Here is a 22,419-nt window from a genome sequence, read left to right on the forward strand (position 1 = left end):
AATTCAGCAATACAAAGTTAGATGTATTCCAACCACCTTCAGATAGTTTTTGTCAAAGCTAATCAATATTTACCTCGCTTGAGTATCATTAGCTAAAATACTTGATGAGTGGTACGCCCGTACCAGTCTAATATGTAATATTCTGTTAAAAATCCAGATCTAATCAATACGAGGGAATTAAAAAATATGCAAACTACTTAGAGTTAAATAGACTGTGCCTTCTTACTACAGAACACAGCACTAAAAGTATAAGCCATTATCAATATATTTAAAGGAATAAGAATTCCTACCGTATTTAAAAAAATCATTTTTTTCAGATAAATTCATATAAACCTGTTCAAATTCATAGAACTCTCTTTCTTTTCGGAAATAGCGGCCTGTCTTACAATTATTGCAATTTATTTTAAACCCAGTTTCTTGAAAATATAATTTTGTTCTAGAATTACAAACGGGACATTTTATAAGAAATAATATTTCCTCAGATCTTAAGATTAAATCATATGCTTGACTGCTAGCGTTTTCTCTCATTAAAGTACTCTGCAGCTTGTCTAAATCTTCCTTAAGAACTTCACCCTGAACTTCCACTTGATATGATTCACTATCAACAGCTATATGAGATAGACGTCTCGATAAAGCTAATGACTGCTTGGGTATTTTAGTGATAGGTTTTGAAAAAGTAGAAATTACTTTTCCACACATTATTTTATCTACCAGTAAGCCCAAGCGTTCTATACAATACATATCTAAAGGAGAGACTGGGATCCAATTTTCATGATATGCAGCCTCTTTAATATTTTGCTCTAAACCAGGCCAAGCAATAAATATGTTTTGCGGGATTTTAATAAGATTTTCAGGCTTAGGTACATAAGCTAACCAAGGGATTAATGTAAATAAAATTTCACTTTCTAAACCATTATCCGACTCGCTCAACAATTCCCATTCTAAATTATTTTTCTGAAGTTTAATTTTTCTACCTGCCCACTCTTTTTCATTTTCATGATTTAAATATGGCTGTAACGCATGTTTTAAAACAAGTCCTACATAATTTGAATAAGCGTTAGCTAGCATTTCATTATGTTCAAACTGTTCTTTAGGTGAAACTTTCAATGACACTTTATTTAACTGCTCCCAAAGTATTAATAAATTTCTATAATGAGCGTCATGATTAAGAATATTTGTTCGATATAATGTATTGCCAACTTTTGTATTGCGGCTAATCAACAGGTATAAACCGCTTTGCTTCAGTCCACGAATTGACTTATGTAAAAACTGAAGTGAAGTAAGTACTCCATCTAGTAATTCTGATGCTTTTGAAGTACTACTTTCACTAAAAGTTATTCCCCATAAACGACATATTTCATTCGCCAACCTATAATCAATATTCTCTGACTGATAAAATTCTTTAGCATGATCCAGAGTCACCTGTAACGATTTGAGCGAGGATAAACGTCTTTTCAGATGCTCATCAATTTTATCTAATAAGCGCGCATAAATGCGATTTTCATAAATATTATGGTCATCTTCACTAAACCGAGCCAATACTTTTTTAGGAACTACACCACTAAGAGTCTGGCGTTGCCAATCCTCAGAGTGTGATGCTAAATGAACTAAAGCGCCTTTTCCTAAACGTTTAGCTCGTGCTATATCAACAACTTCATCATCGTAGCGAATATCTATTCTTGGCCGGATAGATATTTGATGCAAATGACCTCTATCAAGAACCTCAAGTAATAGTTCTTCAAAAGGTAATAACTTACTTTCCGAGTCTATAACTACAGCAGGAAGCATTGGTGATAATGTCGAACTACAAGAGTCAATTGCTTCCTCACCTATCGTTTCAATGGATCTATTAAATAAATCTATTTCAGAATTAATAGGTACTATAAAAGAATGATTTTTTTCATTTAATTGACAGCGTTCGCTACCATCACACAAAAGCAATCCATCTTTACTAATTTCCGTATGCCCATTTAAATTATGATTAAAATTTCCTACCCATTGATAACGGGAAGGCTCTATGGAGTTAGGCAACTCCAATAATTTTTTTGGTTCAGTCGATCAAACCACATTAGCCATGCTCCATCCGTTTAATATCTACCTCTAATAATTCTAACGATTTTATAGGTTCACCTTGAAGTTCTGACGTTTCCCAAAAATCTTTTAATGCAATAGAAAGCTGATTAATATCATTAGAGCTAACATCGTAACGTCCTGTCACCTTGCCATTACGCATGACTCTTGTAGAAAGTAAATGATCTAATGCCTCGCCATTTGTAGCCCCGGTAGCCAACATAACAGGAATAAAACGTTTGGCTTGGCGATCAAAACGATTACCGAGACCTAGCCCAAAGTTTTCCGAAAGTTGTTTGCATATATCATGCTCGGCAAACATGTAAAGTAGCTTTTCCACCTCTTCCTCATGTTTTTTAACCGCGTGTTGAAATGCTTTTTGAAGAGACTCATAAGAATAACTTGTTTTATCTAGGTCTTTAATCTCAAAGCTTTCTTCTTGCTTTGGTAACGTCATCACATGCGAGCGATCATAGGTTTTATCGGCCAGTTCGTTTGTCGTTTCATCGTGGTTGGCCGTACCAATAAACCAAACATTATTAGGCACAAGAATTTTTCGCTCTTCTTTCAGCCCTTTAGGTGCATTGGGTAACGCCGTTTCTGAAAGACTAATTAAGCGTTCCTTAGCATCATTTTTCTCTAACGCGGATAAAAACTCAGAAAAATATTGCTCAGGACGAGATAAGTTCATCTCATCTAATAGAATGACGTTACAAGTGTCATTCCACCTCGGTGTTTGCGCTTGATACAATGCTTGCAGACAATCTTTTTCATAATAACGACGCTCAAATGCATTGTAATGACCCAGCAAGTCATCACGATCACGCCAACCAGCCTGAACAGCTATATCAGTACAAAAGCCGCCCATAGCTTTTGCGAAAGCTTTAGCAAGACTTGTTTTACCTGTTCCACTAATACCTTGGAATACGTGAAGTTGACTCATAGCTAAACCGCCTAACAACACCCGTATATCTTCTAATGGGTAGTAAAGTCTTACATTATCTTCAGCTTGAGCAATTCGCTGTTGGAGTTCTTTGGCGAATTCAGCCAAATCTGGCACAAATTCCAATTCAATCGAGGCAACAAAGTTTTTGTCATTATCCATTTTTGACATGGCTGGAAATGGCGTTTGCGTTTTATGAGCATCTGTAAGTTGATTGATACGACTTTCTAAGTCATCAATATGTACGCTCAAGGTATTTTTATGTTGCACTAAAACCCTATTTTCCTGTTGGCTAGCTTGTAACTCAGTAGCGGCTATACGCTTATGTCTGTTTTCTGCTTGAGCATGCTCCAGTTCTGGACCCATTTCTCGAAGCATTTGCTCTAACGAATCTACTTTGCCACGTAGCGAGGCATTTTCTTCTTCCATTCCAGCGGTATCCGATTCTGAATACTGTCGCTTCAAACCACGATTTTCTTGTTCTAGATCTTTTAATTTTTGTAAGAAATCAGATACAGAAAGGTCACCTAAAGAAGCTTCTAGCTCCCGAATATCTTCAAGCTTCTCTTTTAATACATCCACTTCCGCCCAAGCTGTATCACACTTTTTCTCCAGTCGACTAACTTGATTACAATGAGATTCTCGCTCCTGCTCCATAGACTCATCCAGCAAAGCGTCGTGATTTTTTCTGGCATGAGATAAATCTTCCCAATCGTCATCAAGTCGTTTTTTCTCAATATTCAAGCCTTCCAGAATATCTGCGTGCTGTTTCTTTATTCGCTCTTGTTCATAATGGTTTTTCAAATCAAGATTGCTTGTATAAACACGCTTCTCTTCTTCTAAATTCTTTTTTTCTAATTCAAGACGTTCCTGCTCTTTTTCAAGGTCAGACCTTTGAGAGTTAAGCTCAGCCTCCTGCTGCATTAACGTAATGTTCTTTTCCTCTAGCTCCGCTTTACATTGCTGTTCCGCCTCCGTCAGTTTGATCTTAGCAACGCCCACCGCTCGCTCAAGCTCAGCTTTCTGTTGGCTCAAATTGCTGATATCTTCACGATATTGATGACGTTCTGCATCCTGCTCAGATATAAGCTGTTCCAAGTTATTACGCTTTTCTTTTTCAAAACCCGACTCAGCGTTTAACTCTCGCTGACGGATGTCACTCTCCCGATCTGTCAGCTCACATTGTAACTGGCCCAGTTTTTTCTCTTGCTGTTCCAGCTCCTCTTTTTGTTGAATCATGTCTTCTGATTGGCTTTTAAGGCTTAATTGTTCAGCACTAATTTTGGATCTTTCTTCCTCTTGCACTTGCCCTTGCAAATTACATATATCCCAACGTTCTTCGTATTCACCATTAAGGCTATCGTAATACTTTGACAAGTCTGAACAAAGTTTGGCAAACTGACTCACCCAATCAGAGACTGTTTTGGCTCCTTCTTCACTAATGTGTTTTACAACATTTTCAAGCTGACTCTGCTCAATATTGATCTCTAACTCTTGACCGAACGCCTTATAAATTTTGCTCGCATTCTCAAAAGAAGCTGACCAAGTTGGAATTTGTTTTTCTAACTCAGCCTTGTCTTTTGGATGATTCACAGTGTTATTGCGTCCTTGCGGTTGCTTACCAATGTTTTTTTTAGGCTTCGCCATTTATCCATTCCTTAAACTGTTCCGTGAATTTCAATGTGTAGGTAATATAGTGCTGCGCTATTTCCACTGTCATTTCTGTGTATTTATTCCCAGTATGTTGGCTTTCGCCATGACTGGTTTGATTACGAAGATTAGCTAGTGATAACAACTCATCGAGTCGAAGTTGATCACTATTAAGTAACTTCAAAGGATGACTATCATTTCCAATGGACCCTAACGCTGCAGCAAACACCAAGCCTTTTAATGAGCTTGAAGGCCTGTTCTGTAATTTAATTGCCGATTTCAAGCTCTGCCTTGATAAAACGGCTATGACATGATCTGTAAAAGCTGGAAGTTTCAGAGCAACTAACACTTTTTTATTCAACTCAACATTATTTTTATCTACTTTAGGCAACGCCCCTTGAGCTGATGGAAAAGTTTTAATCAGCCATTGCATGATTACTTCTAATAGTTTCTGACATTCTGTAATGGCATTGTCTAAATCGTTTTTATCGTTTTTATCATTTTGTCTTTGATTTATTAACTCATGACGCTTTAATACTACGGTCAACGCCGAGGTTATATCCGGATCTTTTTGTACCCAAGGGTATTCAAGTAAAATCTGTAAGTTAGCGTTCTCCTGCAAACTAGCCAACCACTCTGTAACCGTTTGATTATCAGGTTCTGGCTCACCAATTAAGGTAGAAAGGCTTTTGGTTAAGTTTTTATTATGCTCAAGTAACGTCGGTAAACATTTGGTGAGCCACCACGCTTCATCACGAATATCAAAAGGGTCTGTAATACGCCATAATTTGTCATTATGGCTGGCTGTAATCCACACCAACATCCAGGCACAATCTGGCTCTTTTGACTGATAAAGTAAACTAGATAATGCTACCTTTTCCGACAATTCATTAGAGCCATACAACTGCTGCGCAGCCCTATAATCACTGCGGTAATCTTGCCAAGCACGTAAAGTATCGGTCTTACTCGGGATAGAAAAGCTCGACGCGTTAAATGAAGGTTTAAACGGCTTCATTGACTTTCCTGTGCCCCGATTGAGAACAAACTGCGGAAATTTTTCTTCAGGATTACTCGGCTCTATGACCTTTAAGCTGTTGTCTATTCTAGGCCACAGCTGACCAGTAAGCCCATCTTGAAAAAGGTAGCCTACGGCTAATTTTTCACTTTGCTCACTTTCTTCATCAATAATCGTGACACCTTTATTTGTTAGCTCCGTGGCCTTGTTATTAATCCAGCCTTGACTCACTAGCTGTGCCTGTACCAGTTTAACCAAATTGATATGCAGCCCAGTTAATTTAGCAATGGCATCAGCTTCATGGGTTTGGGCTCGAATCAAACGCATCACGGCTTTTTGAAACAAGTTCATCTTTGCTTGCTGAACCTCTGGGTAAACTATTCGATGAACCCACACAGGCCAAAGAACCGCGCTTGCTTTGTCTCTTGGTTTATCGCCATATTGCAAATACACACCAGTATCAACGAACTTCGCCATGCTCACCTCCACACAGTGCATGAAAAGCATTCAGAGCAGGAACGCCTTCTTTTGCATACTTGTTGGTGGCTAATGCGGCATCACCAACACAAATCAACATTTGCTTTTGCCGACTCATGGCAACATTCATACGATTGGGTAAACGTAAAAAACCAAACATGCGATTAAGCGATGCTTCTTTGAGGTCATTAGACGAAATATTCTTACTTTCTGATCCTAAAGATTTTCGCTTTGGCTGATGCCACGTTCGTACGCAAGATAAAAGCACAATATCAAATTCCTTACCTTGAAATGCATCAACCGTACCAACTCGCAACCCTTCTTCGCGTTCGGTACTGCCATCTCCCTTTTGTTTACTCGCCCATTTAAACTCATCACTTGGCTCGTATTGCCCTTCCCGTTTTACCATCAAAGGAATCCCCTTTACCGTTCTCGTGGCGAGCTCTTCCATAATCAAATCTCGTTGCGCAGCATAAAAGGTAATCACCCCAACGGACAAACTCTTTCCATCAGCCTCAAGTAAACGCTGAACTTCTGTGGCTATGCGTTTTGCTTCTGCATTACGAATAGGGCTAGGACCACGTTTACTACTTTTCCCTTCAGACAAGGGCACATCAACCCACTGACATACCTTGCCAGAGTAATACTGCCCTTCACTTCCAAGTGCCTGAATAAAGTCGGAAGAAAAAGCAAAGTCACTTGCTGGGCGAGTGGTTTTTAATTTGTCCATTCCCTTAGCTTCGTAAAACTGTTGGCTGATAAAATCCCCAAGAATCGGATGCATACGGAATTGTGTATCCAGCATCACGATTCGTGGATTATTATCCTCACTGCGCAGTGCTTCTAGTTGTAATCGCAAACGTTCAAAAAGACTCAATTTAAACGCAGCTAACTGCTGCTCAGTAAGTAAATGCTCCTCTTGCAATTGGTTTTCTATATCTGGTTCTAGCATATGAGGTAACTGACGGTCGTCACCTACTAGAATCACACGGCGTTTCGCCATCGACATAGGAATAAACAAATCCAGCGGGTTCGCCCGAGCCGCTTCATCAATAATGACAGTATCAAAATCGATATCTGAACTACCCAAACCAACGACTGACTTTAAACTGGCCATTTTATTGCCTGCAGCTTGTTGGCAGGTGGCGCCAACCACCATGGCGTATTCTTCAGTGGTGGATAGCGCCGCCTGACGATCCATATCTATACTGTTAGCAAGCTCTTGAAGAGCCCAAGCGACACCTTGCTTATGCTCTTGTCTGTATTGCGCCAACGAACGATCAAGCTTGTTTAACAAGCATATTCCCGTTTCATCAAGTGCCTGTTTTAGTTCGGGTGGTCGATAATCGGGTAAATACTCATCTAACAATTGGTTTTTCAGCTCAACTAAGGCAGTTAATAACTCATCCTCTGCCAGAGTCGTCTTCGAGGCCTGTTGCAATAAGGCTTTACTCTTACCTGTAAACTGGTGTAACCCACGTCGCAATTGCCTTAACAATTCCTCTGCTCTGACACCACCATCGTCAAAAAAACTGATTTTGGTCGTACGCAAGGCTCTAATGCCGCGTAAAGTAGAAACAGTATTAACCATGTCATTTCTGACGGCTGTCACACACTGCTCTTTTACATAATCCTCCAAATCGCTGATTAAACGTGCAGGCACTCGCATACTAGAGTCAAGAGCACGTAACTGTTTTAACAAGTGTTGTAATTGATCACGATGCTGGGCACTTGAATATTGACTCATCCGTAACAGAGTCATTGTTTCAACCACCTCATCAAGTTGCTGCAATACTGGTTGCTCTTCGTATTGCAACTGGACTTGTTCTTTCAAATGCGTTGCTTGATCGTCTATCCAACGGCTAAAACCATCTTCTGTGGCCGCGCCCTTTTTGCCACCCACACGTGTAGCAGGCAGATCAAAAACCTGACTGCGGTCAAGTGCATTGTCAACCGCATCATGCTGAAAGCTGCTGACCAATACTTGGCCACTGATGTTTTGGTTTTCAAACTCTTCGGCTAAACGTCGCTGCAACGCCGCAATGACTTGAGTCTTGCCTGTACCGGGTGGACCGATAATTAGAGCAATATCAGGTGTATTGAGAGCGGTTTCCAACGCCAGTAACTGCTTATCCGTTGGCTTACCACCTTTAAAGGTTTCTTTTGCGTAAGGCGTTATACCTTTTATTGTACGGCGGCGTTCAAATGGAACAGAGCTACCTTCCAATAGCCATTTTAATTGCGGCATGCGCTTGCCTGAGTCTATCGTTTGACGCGCAGTCACCCGTCTGTTCCCTGCAACACGCTGGCCCGCCAACGATAAATAGAGCCATCCTCCTTTGCCATTTTCATCAAAACGAGGTATCGCACTTTTCTTATCAGAAGAAGATGTAAAAACAAGATAATCGTCTTCGAAACGAATATTACCACGGGATCCTTGCTGCTGTTTTTCAGCCTCGGTACTCAGCTCTTCCGACCAGTCTGGCGGTTGGTTAGCCAAATCAACTTGATCGGATTGTGGTATTTCTTGGGACACCCAACGATCCCGAAATTCTTTATACGCCTCTGTTGATTTAGGCCAGATACGCCAACGATTAACACGCCCATCTTCAAAGGGTTCCGCATGAGTAAAGCGCAATGCCTTTAGCATTTCAGCTGTCTTCAATGCATTTCCCCATTCCTTATCATTATAGAGATTCCACAATTCTAAGTAGCTACCATTATTGCGTAACGCTGCATCCAATATCGCTCGATGAGCACCACTATCCAGTACCGCAGCCACACTTATATCAGCAAATAAAAACGAGCCAATCAAAAGAGAGAAATTGCTGTCACGCCGAGGGTGGCGAGTAATGCGCTTAATCAAATAACCTTTATCAGGCTGTGGCTCAACATCTACGCGCCAGCCTTTGCCTAATAATTGGAAGCTCTTCCCAACTGCAGCATTGCTAAAACGTGAAATTGTCAGCCAATTTTCCTTCGTTTCATTCGGATTAGTTCCATTAGCAGAAATCACCTCAACAACAAAGTGCTCATAAAGCCACGTCCGTGCCAAATCAATACTGTTTTCACGGATTTCATTCTTAGTAAACAAATCATCCGCAATAAGTGCATCTACGCTCAGTGTTAAATCCAATTTCAATGCCTCAACTGGAGACATATATTGCAACTGCAAGGTTTTATTATGCACTTTCGTCAATAACCAACGCGTTTGCTCACCTCGCATTAAGCTGGTTAATTGCGGCTCGTCAATCTTAGCGCAAGCAACTGTAATCCGTAGATCTGCTTGTTGTAATAACCACAAGCCATTGTATTCCATCATTTGCACAGGCTGGTCTGTTTGCAACTGAGACAGACTATCATTTGATGTCAGATTGATTAGATCGTCTGTAAAATAAGGAAATTCATTAAACTGCATAAATCACCACCGAAATTGCCAAAAAGTATGAGTCAGCTGTGGATCGCCCAAATGAATACGGTAAGGCTCATTATTATTCCCACGATTTGTAATTTTTAGAGGTATTTTCTTTTTGAATTCTTTAATCTTGTCTTCCCCACGCGAAATATTTAACGGCTCAACAGGCGTAATAATCAACATAGTGTCCGTATATTCAACCTGAATATGATCTGTTGGTATTTTGTCATAACTAAAAGAGGGCATAAGACGTTTCAGTTCCTTTTGATCGCCAATTTGAAGGCAAATCTTACGTTCTGTGGAAATTATATTGCCATCAAGTTCAGGATATTTGTCTTGTTTCTCCTGCTCTGAAACCTTGATATATTCTTCAAATATAACCAGGTTCTCATCAATAGCGGAATCACAGAAAAAGCAACTAGCACCTTCTAAATCAGAATTACTGAGTGATAATATTGTTTGCCCATTACATTCATGACAAACAAATAACCTTTCATCTACTTCTGTTAACGCTTCAAGCCATTCCGACATACTAGGTCGAGCAACAGCCGACACCTTTCCCAAACCGAATGTCTGTTGAAATAAACTAGGTAATTTGCTGTTCTCAATAAGCTGTATTGGTAAGTTGGTAAAACATTCATTATCTGAGTTGTCAGAGTCATTGATCCAAGGGTGTTCACCGCACAACGCTTCATCCTCTACTTCTGGCTCAGAGTCATTAACAAAACCGCCTTTTAATGGGTGGTTATGAGTCAGTAGTTGATAAGCAATAACAGCAAAGCTCCAGCAATCCGTTAAGCTGGAAAGCATTGCTTCCCCTCGAACCACTTCAGGAGCGCCATAGTCAGGAGTATGTACTGTCAGACCACAATGAGATTCGATACTGATATTATCGCAGTCAATCAACCAAGCTTCTGAATAGTTGGAGTCATCAGACACAAAAATATTATCCGGTGAAATATCCCCATACAGCAAACCACGACTATGCAACTGATTTAACGTACGAGCTAGTTGGCACAGAATGCGAATACGACGACGCAAACCACCTTGTTTAATGTAATCTTTAATATGTGGTGTTTCATTTTCTTCTGACTGATTGTCCGTTGCCTCAATAAAGCTATCCATTAAGCTTTGCAGTGGAACTAAACCATCCATCAATTCCATGACATAACCCATACGAGGTTCTTTTAACAAAGTTAAAGGTCGTGCCAGCTTCAAATCCGCAATATCTTGACGAATTAGCCATTCAATATGATCTCGCCATTTTTTTTCGCTACGAGGTCCTTGTTGGTAAACCCTTTCACCAATACCGTAGGGTGTTCTGTTTTGTACACAACACCTTGACCACCGCGAGCCAATTCATCAATGAGCGAGTATTTCGCACCATGAATGTCTTCGAGAATAGGTAGCTTTTTCTTTTTTTCTGTGTTGTAGTCATTATTTATTCAACCTTGAATATGCCTGCAATACTTTTGTCATCGCCATGTTTTGGCGTGCTCCAATCGATTAACTCTTTAGTCAACCAACGCTTACAATGACGTTTATTACTATTCTTTAGCTTCTGATAAATAGTCTCAAAGAAAGCCTCCAAATGCTCTGGTAGCAAGTCATCAGAAATGCCATCAGTCATTAATAACACACCATCACCAGCCATTGTCAGCGTACATTCAATAGTTGACCAATCACCTTCCTCAGCTTTAGCTAATGTTTGTGTTTGATTACCAAAGCCATCTCGCTGAGGTGTGATAACGGAAAATACACCCTTACTTCGAATAAGTAACAAACCATCACCAGCTTGAGCAGCTTGAACTTGACCCCGTTCATTAATCCAAGCCCAAACACAAGTAGTTTCATAAGATGAATAATCTTTACCTACTTTATTTATCCATTTCTGTTGAATTTTTTGGCTAATTAATAAAGGTGCGTATAAATTTTTATCTTTCTGCTCTCTGATTATTAAGCGAACAATTTTTGCGGCTAACTGAGCGCCTTGATGACTTAACGCTCGGCTACCCAAGCCATCACACACCGCAACACACCATCCTTTACGAACACCATGAACTAAAACCGCATCCTGATTTGGGGTATTATCTTGAAAGTGTGCAGGTCCTTTTACAGAGCAGCCTGTTGCTGTCATTTTCATTAAAAACCAATCTCTTCAAATTCATCATCAGAATCACTTACCTTTGGAAGCTCCAAAGGCGTTGATTGATTTGGTGTAGTAGAACGACTACGAGTAGTCACGCTCATGGTTACTGCTTTAAAAAATCGATGTATATCTCGCGCATTTTCAGCACTAAAAACTGGCGCTTCTAAATCATTAGCAAAATCATTTAACAGTGATAAATCTGCATCAGCCCCAATACCCATAGCAAAACGAGTGACTTTACTAGAGCGCTCACCATTCATTAATTGTTTAAGAGATCCTGTTATATCGTCTGTTGGGTACCCATCCGACACTAAAACAACTACAGGTTTATAAGCTCTAGAAGAAATAACTTCTTTATCTTCGATCATTTCCGCTGCCATTTTAAATGCGGCTCCCATTGGAGTACCTCCGCTTGCAAGTAAAGGAGTAATACTTTCAACTTTATATGCAGCGGTTAATGGGAAATGTAAATTTGCAACACCACCAAAAGTAATAATACTAAGTTGTATTTCTGCTCTTAATCGACTCTCTTCTGAAAAGGTACTGAGCATATCTTTCAATGCTTTATTTACTGCCTCGATTTTTCCATCAACCGACATACTGCCACTCGTATCTGTTAATACGATAACTGGAAGTGGACGAGCTGTTTGAACCTGAAACTTTTTAAGTTCTGACATTGATAAATTCCTTATTAATCATTCTAATATTGTAAATATATTAATCTTAAGAGTACATTTAAAGCATGCTTATATTGTAAATATATTAATCTTAAGAGTACATTTAAAGCATGCTTATATAGACAGCTATTGAAGTTGTTACTAATCTTCTACCTAAATTATTTGCCGCTACAATAAAGCCACCACCTCCAACAAAAAATACAAAAACGGAGTCAAAGTTAATATCAACCATAAGATTTGGTATCAGGATTTTAGCTATAATAAAAATTATTGTGCTTAGAAATGAAATGGCTACTGCATCTCGATATAGCAAATAAGATTTATGTGTCGACGCAATATCTTTCTGGTCTGATAACGGCTTATAAATTTTCCGATACCAATAGCCATTCTGAGTCTCATGATCTGTTTTAAGAAATTCGTAGTCTGCAACAGCGGTCTTAAGGGCGGCATTATCAATACGGGAGTCTTTTTCAGCTAGCTGTATAAAACGATGTCCTGGCAAGGCATGGCGCCACCGAAGAAACACCAAAGTATTTTTTAGACCTGTTGGAAGAAGACTACTCAGGAACCCCGCTAACACACCAATAACACCCATTAAAATACCGGTTTCTTTTAGAGAGCTTAATTGGCTAAGATCTAGCTCTTTTTGGTTAACTAGCCAGACAACTATAAGCTGTATCCCTATAAGTATTGATAAAGGCACTATATTTTGAGTTTTTAAGGATATTGTTGTCATTTTAAACAGCCTCATCATATTCATAATGATAGGGTTCTGGATTGAGACTATTCCATCCATCTCTTACGGGAGCATCATGATGATGGCAAATATTGCCCCCTCGAGTTGCTATAGCGTTAACACCTCTATGAGTAAAAGCATTCATCACAGCCTTTCTCGGATGTTTAGGCTCACCTGCTTTCGCTGTTGAAGCAATTGCGGTAATACCACGAGATATACCTTCATCCACTGGCTCACCAACCAAACGATTAAGTACCGTTTTACCGATATTTCTCTTGCTACCATGGTGTGGGATTTGAATGAATCTAAGCTCTGCACTACTTGAACAACACTCTACTTGATCTGCTGCTAACGACAGGCCACCTATTCCAGCATCACCTGTAAACAATAGACGTCTTCCATCGATAACTAATTGGGTAATGACGCTAGAATTATTCCTAGCCGATGTCACTCCCTCATCGCCAATCTGATCATCACCCCATGTGGCAAAAAAGCGCTTAATCGCTGAAGATGCCTTTTCAAAAAGATTTTCAAGAGAATCGACAGCAGAAACTCGCTTTGGCATGCCATCGAAATCAGGAACCAATGACTCATAATACTCAACAGAGGGGCCAAGAACTTTAAGCGAATGAGTAGAGTCGACAAGATTAGTAAATGGCTCTCGAATAACGATTCCCTTAGATTCAGCTAACTTCACAAGGAACCAAGCTTTTTCCAAGTTCTGCTTTAAGCGTTCACTGACACTGTTATCTGTCATTCGTCCATCCTTGAATTTACTGGCTAAACCTTGGTTATGATCCCAAGGTTTATGAATCCATAGTTCTTTAACAACTAATTCATTCATTACTGTTTCTAGGCCATTAATGTGGTCCTGATCTGGATGAGTGTTAATAAGTATATCAACCACATCCGTACCGTAATGACTTCGAATATGATTAACTAATTCGGCACCAGTACTTTTAAAGCCACCATCAATGATAACTACCGTCTGCTCTTCTCTACTGCCATAAAGATTACCAAACCTTAGAGCGATAGCATCTCCACTTTTAGACTCTTCACCAACGCCCATAAAATCTATTTCGTAACCCATATCGATCTCCTCTTTAATAATAAGTTAAAGGAGGAATTGCGAAGAGCGTGCCAATTATTTTACCCTTTAAATTCAATAACTTAAAAAAACATTATTTTATTATTTATATTTTTTTTATCTTTTATAAAATTTATTATGCTTTTCTCTTTTTCTTGCCCTTCGTTTCATTACCCTTTTCACTCAATTTGGACGAGCTTAAATAAGGTACTTTTGCAGAAGGTACTAACTGAGAAGCAGCATCCAAATGAATATCTTGATCGTCAAAAAAGATATGTGGGTTAAAGGCTTTTAATACCTTACCTTTGCCAACGCCTCCTAGAAAAAATGCCTCATCAACATAAACGCCCCACGCTCGAAGTGTTTTAATAACGCGCATTTCTGAAGGGCTGTTTCTAGCAGTCACTATGGCGATTCGAACAGGAGAAGATTCAACACGAATAGGAAGACGGTCTTGCAGTTTAGATAATTTTTTTAGAAGGCTAGCGTAAGGGCCTTCCTCCATTGGAATATCTTGCTTTGCATCTTCCTGTGCGTGGAACTCTTCCATTCCTTTAGTTTTATAAACCAATTCACTTTCGTCGGAAAAAAGCACGGCATCACCATCGAAGGCGATACGAACCTGCCCTTCTGGAATTTTTGGCGCATCTTTAGGTGGTTCCCTTAAAATAGCGGCGGCACATTGGCGTGAATCGATAACTTTTTGAGCATCTTCTACATTGGTGGTTAGGAATAAATCTACGTCGTACGCATCCAAATAATCCGGTACAGATTCTCCAGCCGTAAAGGCTGATCGTGTAATGTTTAACTTGTCATGTCTAATGGTCTGCAGTACTCGTAAGCCAGTATCAGGGCTATTACGGGACATAACCACCACTTCAACTAAAGGCGATGCATCTCCTTTTTGCTTATGTTCATTTAATGCTAATAGTGCTTTGACTAAGTGATAGCCAGTACCTGGGGCTAAAGGCTCATCTTCGCGTTCTAACATGTACTGTTGATAGACCTCTATGGCGGTAGCAGGATCAGCATTACGAGCCTCTGTAAAAATTCGATCTGACTCGCTCATATCAAAAAGCGCCGTAGCAGAAATTCCCACTACCAAGGTATTACTTAAATCAAATGCCACTAGATTCTCCTTAACCCAATTAATTTACGTAGAAAATTACACCTCTATTCAAGTATTCTCCAAACGTCTTTTAAGCGTTTTATTGTGTGTTCCCACTTTGCGGTTCTAGGTCGAGCAACTATATTTTGATTCCCAAACAAACCGACTTCACCAAATGCATCAGACAGTGGCACTTTATGTAACCACTTCACTGGAACAAAATATTCCGCATCATCTTCACCCACCTGCTCCGCCAATGGGTAACGACCAGATAATTGCATTTCAGCGGTGATAAATTCATCCGCTATCGTCGCTCTACCTGTCACTTCAGCCACGCCAACATAACCCATACCTGGAATATTCACCCAAACACGATCCCCTAAACCAAGCTGAAACAATTTTTGACTATACCAACGTCCATCGCCAGCCGATAGAAAGCCGTATTTATACGCGTCCTCCCAATGACGACGATCTGGATAAACACCAAAACTGGCATAAAACTCGCCATTCCAGTCATTTTTCTGGTTGGCGTTTACGGCATGATCTTCGGTTTCATGGGGGTCGATCATCCATGAGCGGCTCAGGTATTGGTTCGCCCCATCCTGAAAGACGGAGAAGAACACCGCATTAACGGCGACACTCGCTTTGTCGTTCAGGTAGTTGATGATGCGTTCCGTACTGGCATCTAGTTCACCTGCTACAATAACCATTTGGTGAGAACTATTAATCTCTTCTTCTATGGGTAATACGCCGAATTTAGCTTCAAAAGCTTGATCAAAGGTAGATAGAGGTAGGACGTTATCTGCTGCAAATTTCGCATAGATTTGAGCAATTTTTTCTACAGGTAATGCTTCTATCCACGAAGCATAATCAATGGTTTGTGCCACCACATCTCGTGGTGTTTTGTGTTTCTTTAATTCAATAATAATGACAGACCCCGACGAATCTATTGCCAATAAATCAATGTACTTACCAAAGTCTGTATACACCTGCTTACCAATTAACAGCCAGCCAGTATTTAAAATGGACATATCTTTAGCAATCAACTCTTCTAGAAGCGCCTCCGACTCAAGTATCACTGACTGTAATGCTTCTGGTTGCTGCCCTATTTTCCAAATTCCATGTTGTACAGCCATTAAGTTCTTCACTCCAGTTTCTATTTTTAGTGACTTAATTCGGCATTTTTTAAATTAAAAATGCTGCGGGTCTTACAATTATTAACGCTACGTTGAAACGAAAACTTTCAGTTCAACATCATTATTATGTGCCGTCGCCAACCAACTATTTAATAATTGAAAAGCTTGTAAAGTTTCACCATTTGCCTGCGCGCCCAATCTTAATTGCCGCTCAAAATGACTCGCAGAAAAGCTATTTGCAGCGACGATCCAAATTTCTTTTTTTACTGCTGTTGAGCGCCTTCTTGCAGCAACTGTATCCCATAGGTCATTTAGTTTTTCTAGCCTTTCCTGCCCATTTTGAGCCGTAAACGTAGCACCTTGGAAAATTCTAATTCTTTCCGGAATATTTAGGGGATCATTTGGACTAGGCCATGGTGTATGGAGCCTACTCCAATTTGAAGGCTTCAGTTCAGTATTCCCACTGATTAGCATTTCAATGTTTTTAATGGCTTGGGAGCCAACCTCTGCAAGTGCACCTGCCGAAGATTCTGGTTTTTTTGTAGCTTTGCCACATTTAGCGTGAACGAAAGCCAATTTATTTTTTGACGAAACTATGAAGTCAGCAGGCTCAGTTCCCATATCCGTGTTAATCAATAAATCGGCTTCGGGTATGTAGGAAGCAAATGGACCTAATTGATTTTTTGTTGGGTTGGCTAAGCCATTAGCTTTTATTTGGTCCACTAAATAGAAAATTGAGTCCGGACTAAAGTCTCCATTAACAACTTGATGGGCACCATTTTGATATCCTTTCTCATCTAAACCTTCACCAATAAGAGACTCTAGCCCGATAACAACATTGGCAAGGTTGGAAGTACCTAATTCAAAACTATCAGCCACAGGAAGCGTTAATTGATAGAACTTACCGTTTGAAAAACTTATACCATTGGCTAAAAGAGCTTTATGTAAATGCTCGTTAAGAAAGTCAGTTATGTCTTGGTATTCCTCACCTTCAAGTAAGTATAGTATTTCCGTTTCTGGTGTAATTTCTAGACAAGGTTCATCTTGCTTAAAGTTAACTAAGACTCTACTTTCTTCAATACCACCAACAAGTAAAGCGCCGTTTTCATAATTTAAATACAAAAACGAGTTATCGATTGTATATAGCTCTTCGTTTATCAAAATACTTATCGGAGACTCAAACTCTGTTAAATCAAAAATCAAACTTTGAGCTTCAAAGTTTTCATCAACAGATATTGGCTTTGCATATGAATGTACCAAGGCGTTATTTATATTAATATTCGCAGATATAGCGCTATCCATTTCTGTAAGCCAATCATTAAGTTCATCCAAAGTAAACGATGACTCCTTTTGATCTGAAATTCGCCCAGAATCCGCGCCTACATAATAACTACCTTTCGGTTTATTATATTGGTCATAGGTATCACAACGCATTGTGGCTGACCGATATGAGGCATTAGCTTGCATGTCAGCCATTTGCTCTAAATTTCGTCCTTTTACTGCAATGCTTTCTGGACGTTTTCTAGCAGAGCTAATCGATTTACTACTCGCTTCTTTAGTCGAAGATGATTCACCTAATGACATTACGTTAAGCAGTTTATCGAGAGACACCGCAGAACCGAATTTTAATTTTTTCTCACCATTAAATCTTCGGCCTCGGCTATCATAAATTGCAACAACGCTGTTCGAGAGCTGTTTATACAATGTTATTTCAAGTGAAGGTTCAAAGAAAAACTGGTCGGTTAAAAACCGAGACTTGTTGAATGCGATTGATATAACACCATGAATACCTGATTCTGTAGAAAACACTCTCGCGAGTTCACCAGCATTATTACATCGCCAATATAAATGATCTGATAAAAGCTTAATGCTGAATCCCTGAGACTGATTCAAGAAACAAATTGATGCCGTTGGAATATTCAGAGAGCTTTCCGGCTCGAAGGTATTCAGATTAAACTTACTTACAAAGCGGTTACCGTAATAACTAACATCAGGAAATGCTTCTAAATAACGCTCAATCAATTTATTACTGTCTAGTGATGCTATGAATTTTTTAACTGAATCAGCACTATCTAGTGAGCGATCAAACTTTCGGTAGTTTTGCCACATTTGGCTATTTGCATCACTCTCAATTTCCAAAATTATAGGCTCAATATCACCATATAGACGAACTACTCTTCCGATTGTTTGAACTAGCTCCCTTCCACTATTCACGGCATAAGCCAAAACCAATAATTTAGCTTCAGGAATATCGACTCCTTCGTCCAATTTACGCTGGTGAATAATGACTTGATAATCTGAACCTTTAAGGTTCGCTGGTACGGAAACTCTTACATTGTCTCGTTCATCTTTAGTGAATTGTTCATGTATTGCTAAAACTGAAAAGTCGTCGTTTAGCAAATCGTAAAAGCTATTAATAGCTTCGAACTTTTCACACTTGATAATGCACTTTGTGCCGTCATTCTCTTTTAAGAACTGTGTGATTTTTTGGCTTAATTCAGCTAAGGCTATCGATTCAAAAGTTGGTTCTTTTAAAACACCATCTGTAAGTGCTCTTTCAAAGGTATAAATATAACTCGCGTCTTCGGTAACATCGAATTGGTATAAATCATTCCTGTAAGGAGTAGCTGTTATAACAACTTTATGAGCATCAATTCCACGCACCAATGTGCTCCATACTGGAGAAGGTTCAGCGTGTCCCTCATCAATAATAAGGTCAATATCTTGCTTTAATCGCTCAAGTTGATTGCTATCAAAGGTTTGCAATTTTTGGAATGTAGAAACGTAAACACCATTTTTAGATGTATCGTTCACATCGCTGTAAACAGTCTTACGTTTTATTACCTCGCCTTCAACACGATCACTGCAGAACTTTCCGTCTATTTCTTTAAAAAGTTGATCACACACAGCACGTCGGTGACATAAAACCAACACCCGTTTTTGTGTTGCTTTGTGAGCTACAATACTTATTACACCTGATTTCCCTGCACCTGTTGGTAAGCTAATCAGGCAAGAGTTCGCTTTTTCATTTAGCGGTTTTTTTAAGTAACTTAGCGCCGTTTGAATACTTTCTTGCTGGCAGTGCCTAAGACTTTGCCACAAATCTTCATTAACTGAGAAACCACTAACATTCATTTAAACGTCCTTGTTATTATTTTTATAAATAGCGTTATAACTCGCCTGCAAAGGCTTTTTGGCTTAGTGAGTTGAATTCTGTGTCGCTTAACTCACACGAGTTTTTAACTTTAACTTTTAATTGTTCTACTTTGTGTACCAACGAAATATACTGTTGCTGCATTTCTAATGGAGGAACAATGAAACCAAACTCCTTGAAGGTGCTCATTGGTGGAAAGTTTGGTACACCACTTCCTCTGTTGTCACCAAAAAATTCTCTTTTAAAATTAGGATGGGTAAAAATGCTGACAAACATTTCGTTTAACATTTTAGACTCATCCAATTTAACTTTAAGTAATGCTTGATTTATTATTCCTTTCGGGCTTCCTTTTGGAACAATTGCCAATCGACCTAAATTAACACCTGAACAACTAATAATAATGTCACCCTCGCCTACATCAAATGCCTTGAGTTCTTGATATTTTTCCTCATCAATAAAGTATCTAGCAAATGTAAAGTCATTATTTAGCGCATGGTACTGCTCATATACTAAATAACCGCTATCAACGAAAGCCTCCTTCTTTAAGGCTCCACCAAAAGGACCTCTTTTCAGTGAATATTTATCGCTTGATGCTAATTCAACAATATTTTTAACTTCCCAGCCCTTTGGGTTGGTGACGGGATCACCAAACATGTCTAAAAACACGGAGCGTAGGAAGTCGTCGGCGAGTTGGATGGCTTGCTGGCGCTTGCGGCGGATGGCGTCGGCTTTGTCGAGGATGGCGGCGATGCGTTTTTGCTCTTCCAGTGGAGGGAGTGGGATTACGGCTCCATAAAAGTCATCACGATTGAGCCCAGGTATAGATGTTGTAATGGTTCTACTTCTTAGATCTGCTTTTTTTAATGCATAAAATAAGTAGCGCAAATCCAGTTTCTCAGGTTGTAAAACCTGCAAATAATATGCTGTATCAATTACCCATCCACCATTTTCAGCCCATACTATTTTACCTACAGAGCCCTTACGACCAACAATGAGGGTGCTTTCATAAGTAAGAGCACCATCATGCTTCCCCACCAGACCGGAACTTCCGTATACGTCAAATATTCCGGATTCGTTTCTATTTTCTTTTTTTAAAGCTTTACCATAATGGGCGATAACTAGCCCCCCCAACTTCACCATCGGCCATGTCATAACATCTCCTCCAGTTCTTTCAGGTCTGCCATGATGTCGTTTTCTAACGCCATGAGTTTGCCGAGGATGACTTTCGGGTCTTCGTATTGCTCTTCTTCATACACCACTTCTTTATAGCGGTTGATGGAGAGGTCGTATTTGTTGCTAGCAATGTCAGCAGCATCGACCACGAAGGCTTTTTCTGTTTTAGTACCAAATTGCTCGTTTATTTGTTCTACGGTGGCATTGTCGAGTACCAGCTGACGATAGGATTTCCATTTCTCGATGGCGTCTGGCAGGTCGTTGCTGCCTTCGCCTTTTAATGGGGCGCGTTTATCATCTAGGGAATAGCCGTCGGCTTGTAAGTCGTAGAACCAGACGCGTTCGGTGGTGCCGCCTTTGGTAAAAAGTAGAATGGCGGTGCTGACGCCGGCGTAGGGTTTAAATACGCCGCTGGGTAAGCTGATGATGCCTTCGAGTTGGTTGTTTTCAATCAGTTCTTGGCGTAGCTGTTGGTGGGCTTTGGAGGAGCCAAATAATACGCCATCGGGTACGATGACGGCGGCGCGGCCACCAAGTTTTAGGGAACGTAAAATGTGTGCGACGAACAGCAGCTCGGTCTTTTTGGTTTTCACCATACTGAGCAGTTCGGGGTTGGTGTTGGTTTCATCTAGGCTGCCTTTAAAGGGCGGGTTCGCTAAGATGATATCAAAGTAGTTTTCTTCCTGTTTGGGGAAGTTCTCACGGATGGATTTATTCAAAGTGTCTTGATACACCACATTAGAGCCGTTTACCCCGTGTAACATCATGTTCATGCTGGAAACGCGCAGCATGGTGGTGTCGAAGTCAAACCCCCAGAACATGTCATCACTGATGTGTTCTCGATAATTTTCTAGCTTGTCGCCTGGGTAATGTTTATTACCTTCTTCGTCGGTCCAGATGCTTTCTGGGCTGGTGTGCTGGCGATTGAGGTATTCCATGGTGCGCGCTAAAAACCCGGCCGTACCACATGACGGATCACAAATGGTGTCCCAGGGTTGCGGATCGATGATTTCGATCATGGCGTCGATGATGTGGCGCGGGGTACGAAACTGGCCATTAATGCCCGCTGTGGTGAGCTTGCTAAGTAGGTATTCGTAAATGTCGCCTTTTACGTCGCTTTGGTTAAGCGGTAAGGAATCGACCATTTCCAATGCGGCCACCAGCACGGATTCGTTTTTGATTTCTAGATCAGCGTCTTCCATGTAGTCACTGATGTGGCCCATGGCTTTGACTGGGGAGTTCTCTTCGGCTTGGTCTATGTCGGCCACGTCGCCCAGTTTGGAAAAGTACGGGTAGACTTCGTTTTTCAGGTGTTTGTGCAGCGCTTTGCCGGATAAGTTTTTGAAGTTTTTCCAACGCAGTAATTGACCTTCCTTGGTATCCGGAAAAAGACGGACAAAGGCTTTGCCAGTGCGGTTGGCTTTGCGTTCTTCCGCTTCTTCTTGCATATCGAGCATACGGGCAAACATGAGGTAACTGATCTGTTCAATCACGGTCAAGGGGTTAGTAATGCCCCCTGTCCAGAATTTTTCCCATAGTTTGTCGATGTCGTTACGGATTGGTCCAGTTAACATAAGGTCTCTCTTGTATATCGTGTTTTAAGCGGAAGTCGATTGATACGACGCGCGT

Annotated in this window: 14 protein-coding genes; all 14 read right to left on the minus strand. The window is 40.2% G+C overall.

Annotated elements, in window-relative coordinates:
- Window positions 1-240: 240 nt before the first annotated feature.
- Window positions 241-2,031, minus strand: a complete 1,791-nt coding sequence (locus tag O1D97_RS12305; RefSeq protein ID WP_269125977.1) for a hypothetical protein — start codon at window positions 2,029-2,031, stop codon at window positions 241-243.
- A gap of 37 nt (window positions 2,032-2,068) precedes the next feature.
- A complete protein-coding gene (locus O1D97_RS12310) occupies window positions 2,069-4,660 on the minus strand; it encodes an AAA family ATPase (protein ID WP_269125978.1) in 2,592 nt (863 codons plus the stop codon).
- Window positions 4,647-6,155, minus strand: a complete 1,509-nt coding sequence (locus O1D97_RS12315) for a hypothetical protein (RefSeq protein WP_269125980.1) — start codon at window positions 6,153-6,155, stop codon at window positions 4,647-4,649. Before O1D97_RS12315 ends, O1D97_RS12310 begins: the two co-directional genes overlap by 14 nt.
- Window positions 6,139-9,573: a DEAD/DEAH box helicase gene (locus O1D97_RS12320; RefSeq protein WP_269125982.1), complete on the minus strand. Its 3,435-nt coding sequence runs from the start codon at window positions 9,571-9,573 to the stop codon at window positions 6,139-6,141. The genes O1D97_RS12315 and O1D97_RS12320 overlap by 17 nt, the downstream gene beginning before the upstream one ends.
- Before the next feature lie 3 nt (window positions 9,574-9,576).
- The gene (locus O1D97_RS12325) at window positions 9,577-10,746 is read right to left on the minus strand and encodes a protein kinase domain-containing protein (RefSeq protein ID WP_269125983.1); all 1,170 of its coding nucleotides are present in this window, start codon (window positions 10,744-10,746) and stop codon (window positions 9,577-9,579) included.
- Between the two features lie 265 nt (window positions 10,747-11,011).
- Window positions 11,012-11,713: a PP2C family serine/threonine-protein phosphatase gene (locus O1D97_RS12330; protein ID WP_269125985.1), complete on the minus strand. Its 702-nt coding sequence runs from the start codon at window positions 11,711-11,713 to the stop codon at window positions 11,012-11,014.
- Entirely contained in the window at window positions 11,713-12,396 is a 684-nt protein-coding gene (locus O1D97_RS12335; protein WP_269125987.1) for a vWA domain-containing protein, read from the minus strand. Before O1D97_RS12335 ends, O1D97_RS12330 begins: the two co-directional genes overlap by 1 nt.
- Window positions 12,397-12,499: 103 nt before the next feature.
- On the minus strand, window positions 12,500-13,132 hold the full coding sequence (locus O1D97_RS12340; protein WP_269125989.1) for a hypothetical protein: 633 nt from the start codon (window positions 13,130-13,132) through the stop codon (window positions 12,500-12,502).
- A 1-nt stretch (window position 13,133) separates the two neighbouring features.
- On the minus strand, window positions 13,134-14,222 hold the full coding sequence (locus O1D97_RS12345) for an MBL fold metallo-hydrolase (protein WP_269125990.1): 1,089 nt from the start codon (window positions 14,220-14,222) through the stop codon (window positions 13,134-13,136).
- A gap of 133 nt (window positions 14,223-14,355) precedes the next feature.
- Complete coding sequence (locus O1D97_RS12350; protein WP_269125991.1) at window positions 14,356-15,348, minus strand: 5'-nucleotidase; 993 nt, start codon at window positions 15,346-15,348, stop codon at window positions 14,356-14,358.
- Between the two features lie 44 nt (window positions 15,349-15,392).
- On the minus strand, window positions 15,393-16,463 hold the full coding sequence (locus O1D97_RS12355; RefSeq protein ID WP_269125993.1) for an endonuclease NucS domain-containing protein: 1,071 nt from the start codon (window positions 16,461-16,463) through the stop codon (window positions 15,393-15,395).
- An 87-nt stretch (window positions 16,464-16,550) separates the two neighbouring features.
- Window positions 16,551-19,598: a DEAD/DEAH box helicase gene (locus tag O1D97_RS12360; RefSeq protein WP_269125994.1), complete on the minus strand. Its 3,048-nt coding sequence runs from the start codon at window positions 19,596-19,598 to the stop codon at window positions 16,551-16,553.
- A gap of 34 nt (window positions 19,599-19,632) precedes the next feature.
- Window positions 19,633-20,769: a restriction endonuclease subunit S gene (locus O1D97_RS12365; protein WP_269125996.1), complete on the minus strand. Its 1,137-nt coding sequence runs from the start codon at window positions 20,767-20,769 to the stop codon at window positions 19,633-19,635.
- Complete coding sequence (locus O1D97_RS12370) at window positions 20,766-22,364, minus strand: type I restriction-modification system subunit M (protein WP_269125998.1); 1,599 nt, start codon at window positions 22,362-22,364, stop codon at window positions 20,766-20,768. The genes O1D97_RS12365 and O1D97_RS12370 overlap by 4 nt, the downstream gene beginning before the upstream one ends.
- Between the last annotated feature and the right edge of the window lie 55 nt (window positions 22,365-22,419).

This window comes from Marinomonas phaeophyticola (assembly GCF_026966905.1).
In the GTDB taxonomy this organism is placed as follows: Bacteria; Pseudomonadota; Gammaproteobacteria; order Pseudomonadales; family Marinomonadaceae; genus Marinomonas; species Marinomonas phaeophyticola.

Excerpts from the sequence above, each read along its gene's own strand:
- O1D97_RS12355 (WP_269125993.1), bottom strand. The coding sequence starts at position 16,463 with ATGGCTGTACAACATGGAATTTGGAAAATAGGGCAGCAACCAGAAGCA.
- O1D97_RS12365 (WP_269125996.1), bottom strand. The coding sequence starts at position 20,769 with ATGACATGGCCGATGGTGAAGTTGGGGGGGCTAGTTATCGCCCATTAT.
- O1D97_RS12360 (WP_269125994.1), bottom strand. The coding sequence starts at position 19,598 with ATGAATGTTAGTGGTTTCTCAGTTAATGAAGATTTGTGGCAAAGTCTT.
- O1D97_RS12345 (WP_269125990.1), bottom strand. The coding sequence starts at position 14,222 with ATGGGTTACGAAATAGATTTTATGGGCGTTGGTGAAGAGTCTAAAAGT.
- O1D97_RS12310 (WP_269125978.1), bottom strand. The coding sequence starts at position 4,660 with ATGGCGAAGCCTAAAAAAAACATTGGTAAGCAACCGCAAGGACGCAAT.
- O1D97_RS12335 (WP_269125987.1), bottom strand. The coding sequence starts at position 12,396 with ATGTCAGAACTTAAAAAGTTTCAGGTTCAAACAGCTCGTCCACTTCCA.
- O1D97_RS12315 (WP_269125980.1), bottom strand. The coding sequence starts at position 6,155 with ATGGCGAAGTTCGTTGATACTGGTGTGTATTTGCAATATGGCGATAAA.
- O1D97_RS12325 (WP_269125983.1), bottom strand. The coding sequence starts at position 10,746 with ATGGGTTATGTCATGGAATTGATGGATGGTTTAGTTCCACTGCAAAGC.
- O1D97_RS12370 (WP_269125998.1), bottom strand. The coding sequence starts at position 22,364 with ATGTTAACTGGACCAATCCGTAACGACATCGACAAACTATGGGAAAAA.
- O1D97_RS12320 (WP_269125982.1), bottom strand. The coding sequence starts at position 9,573 with ATGCAGTTTAATGAATTTCCTTATTTTACAGACGATCTAATCAATCTG.
- O1D97_RS12340 (WP_269125989.1), bottom strand. The coding sequence starts at position 13,132 with ATGACAACAATATCCTTAAAAACTCAAAATATAGTGCCTTTATCAATA.
- O1D97_RS12330 (WP_269125985.1), bottom strand. The coding sequence starts at position 11,713 with ATGAAAATGACAGCAACAGGCTGCTCTGTAAAAGGACCTGCACACTTT.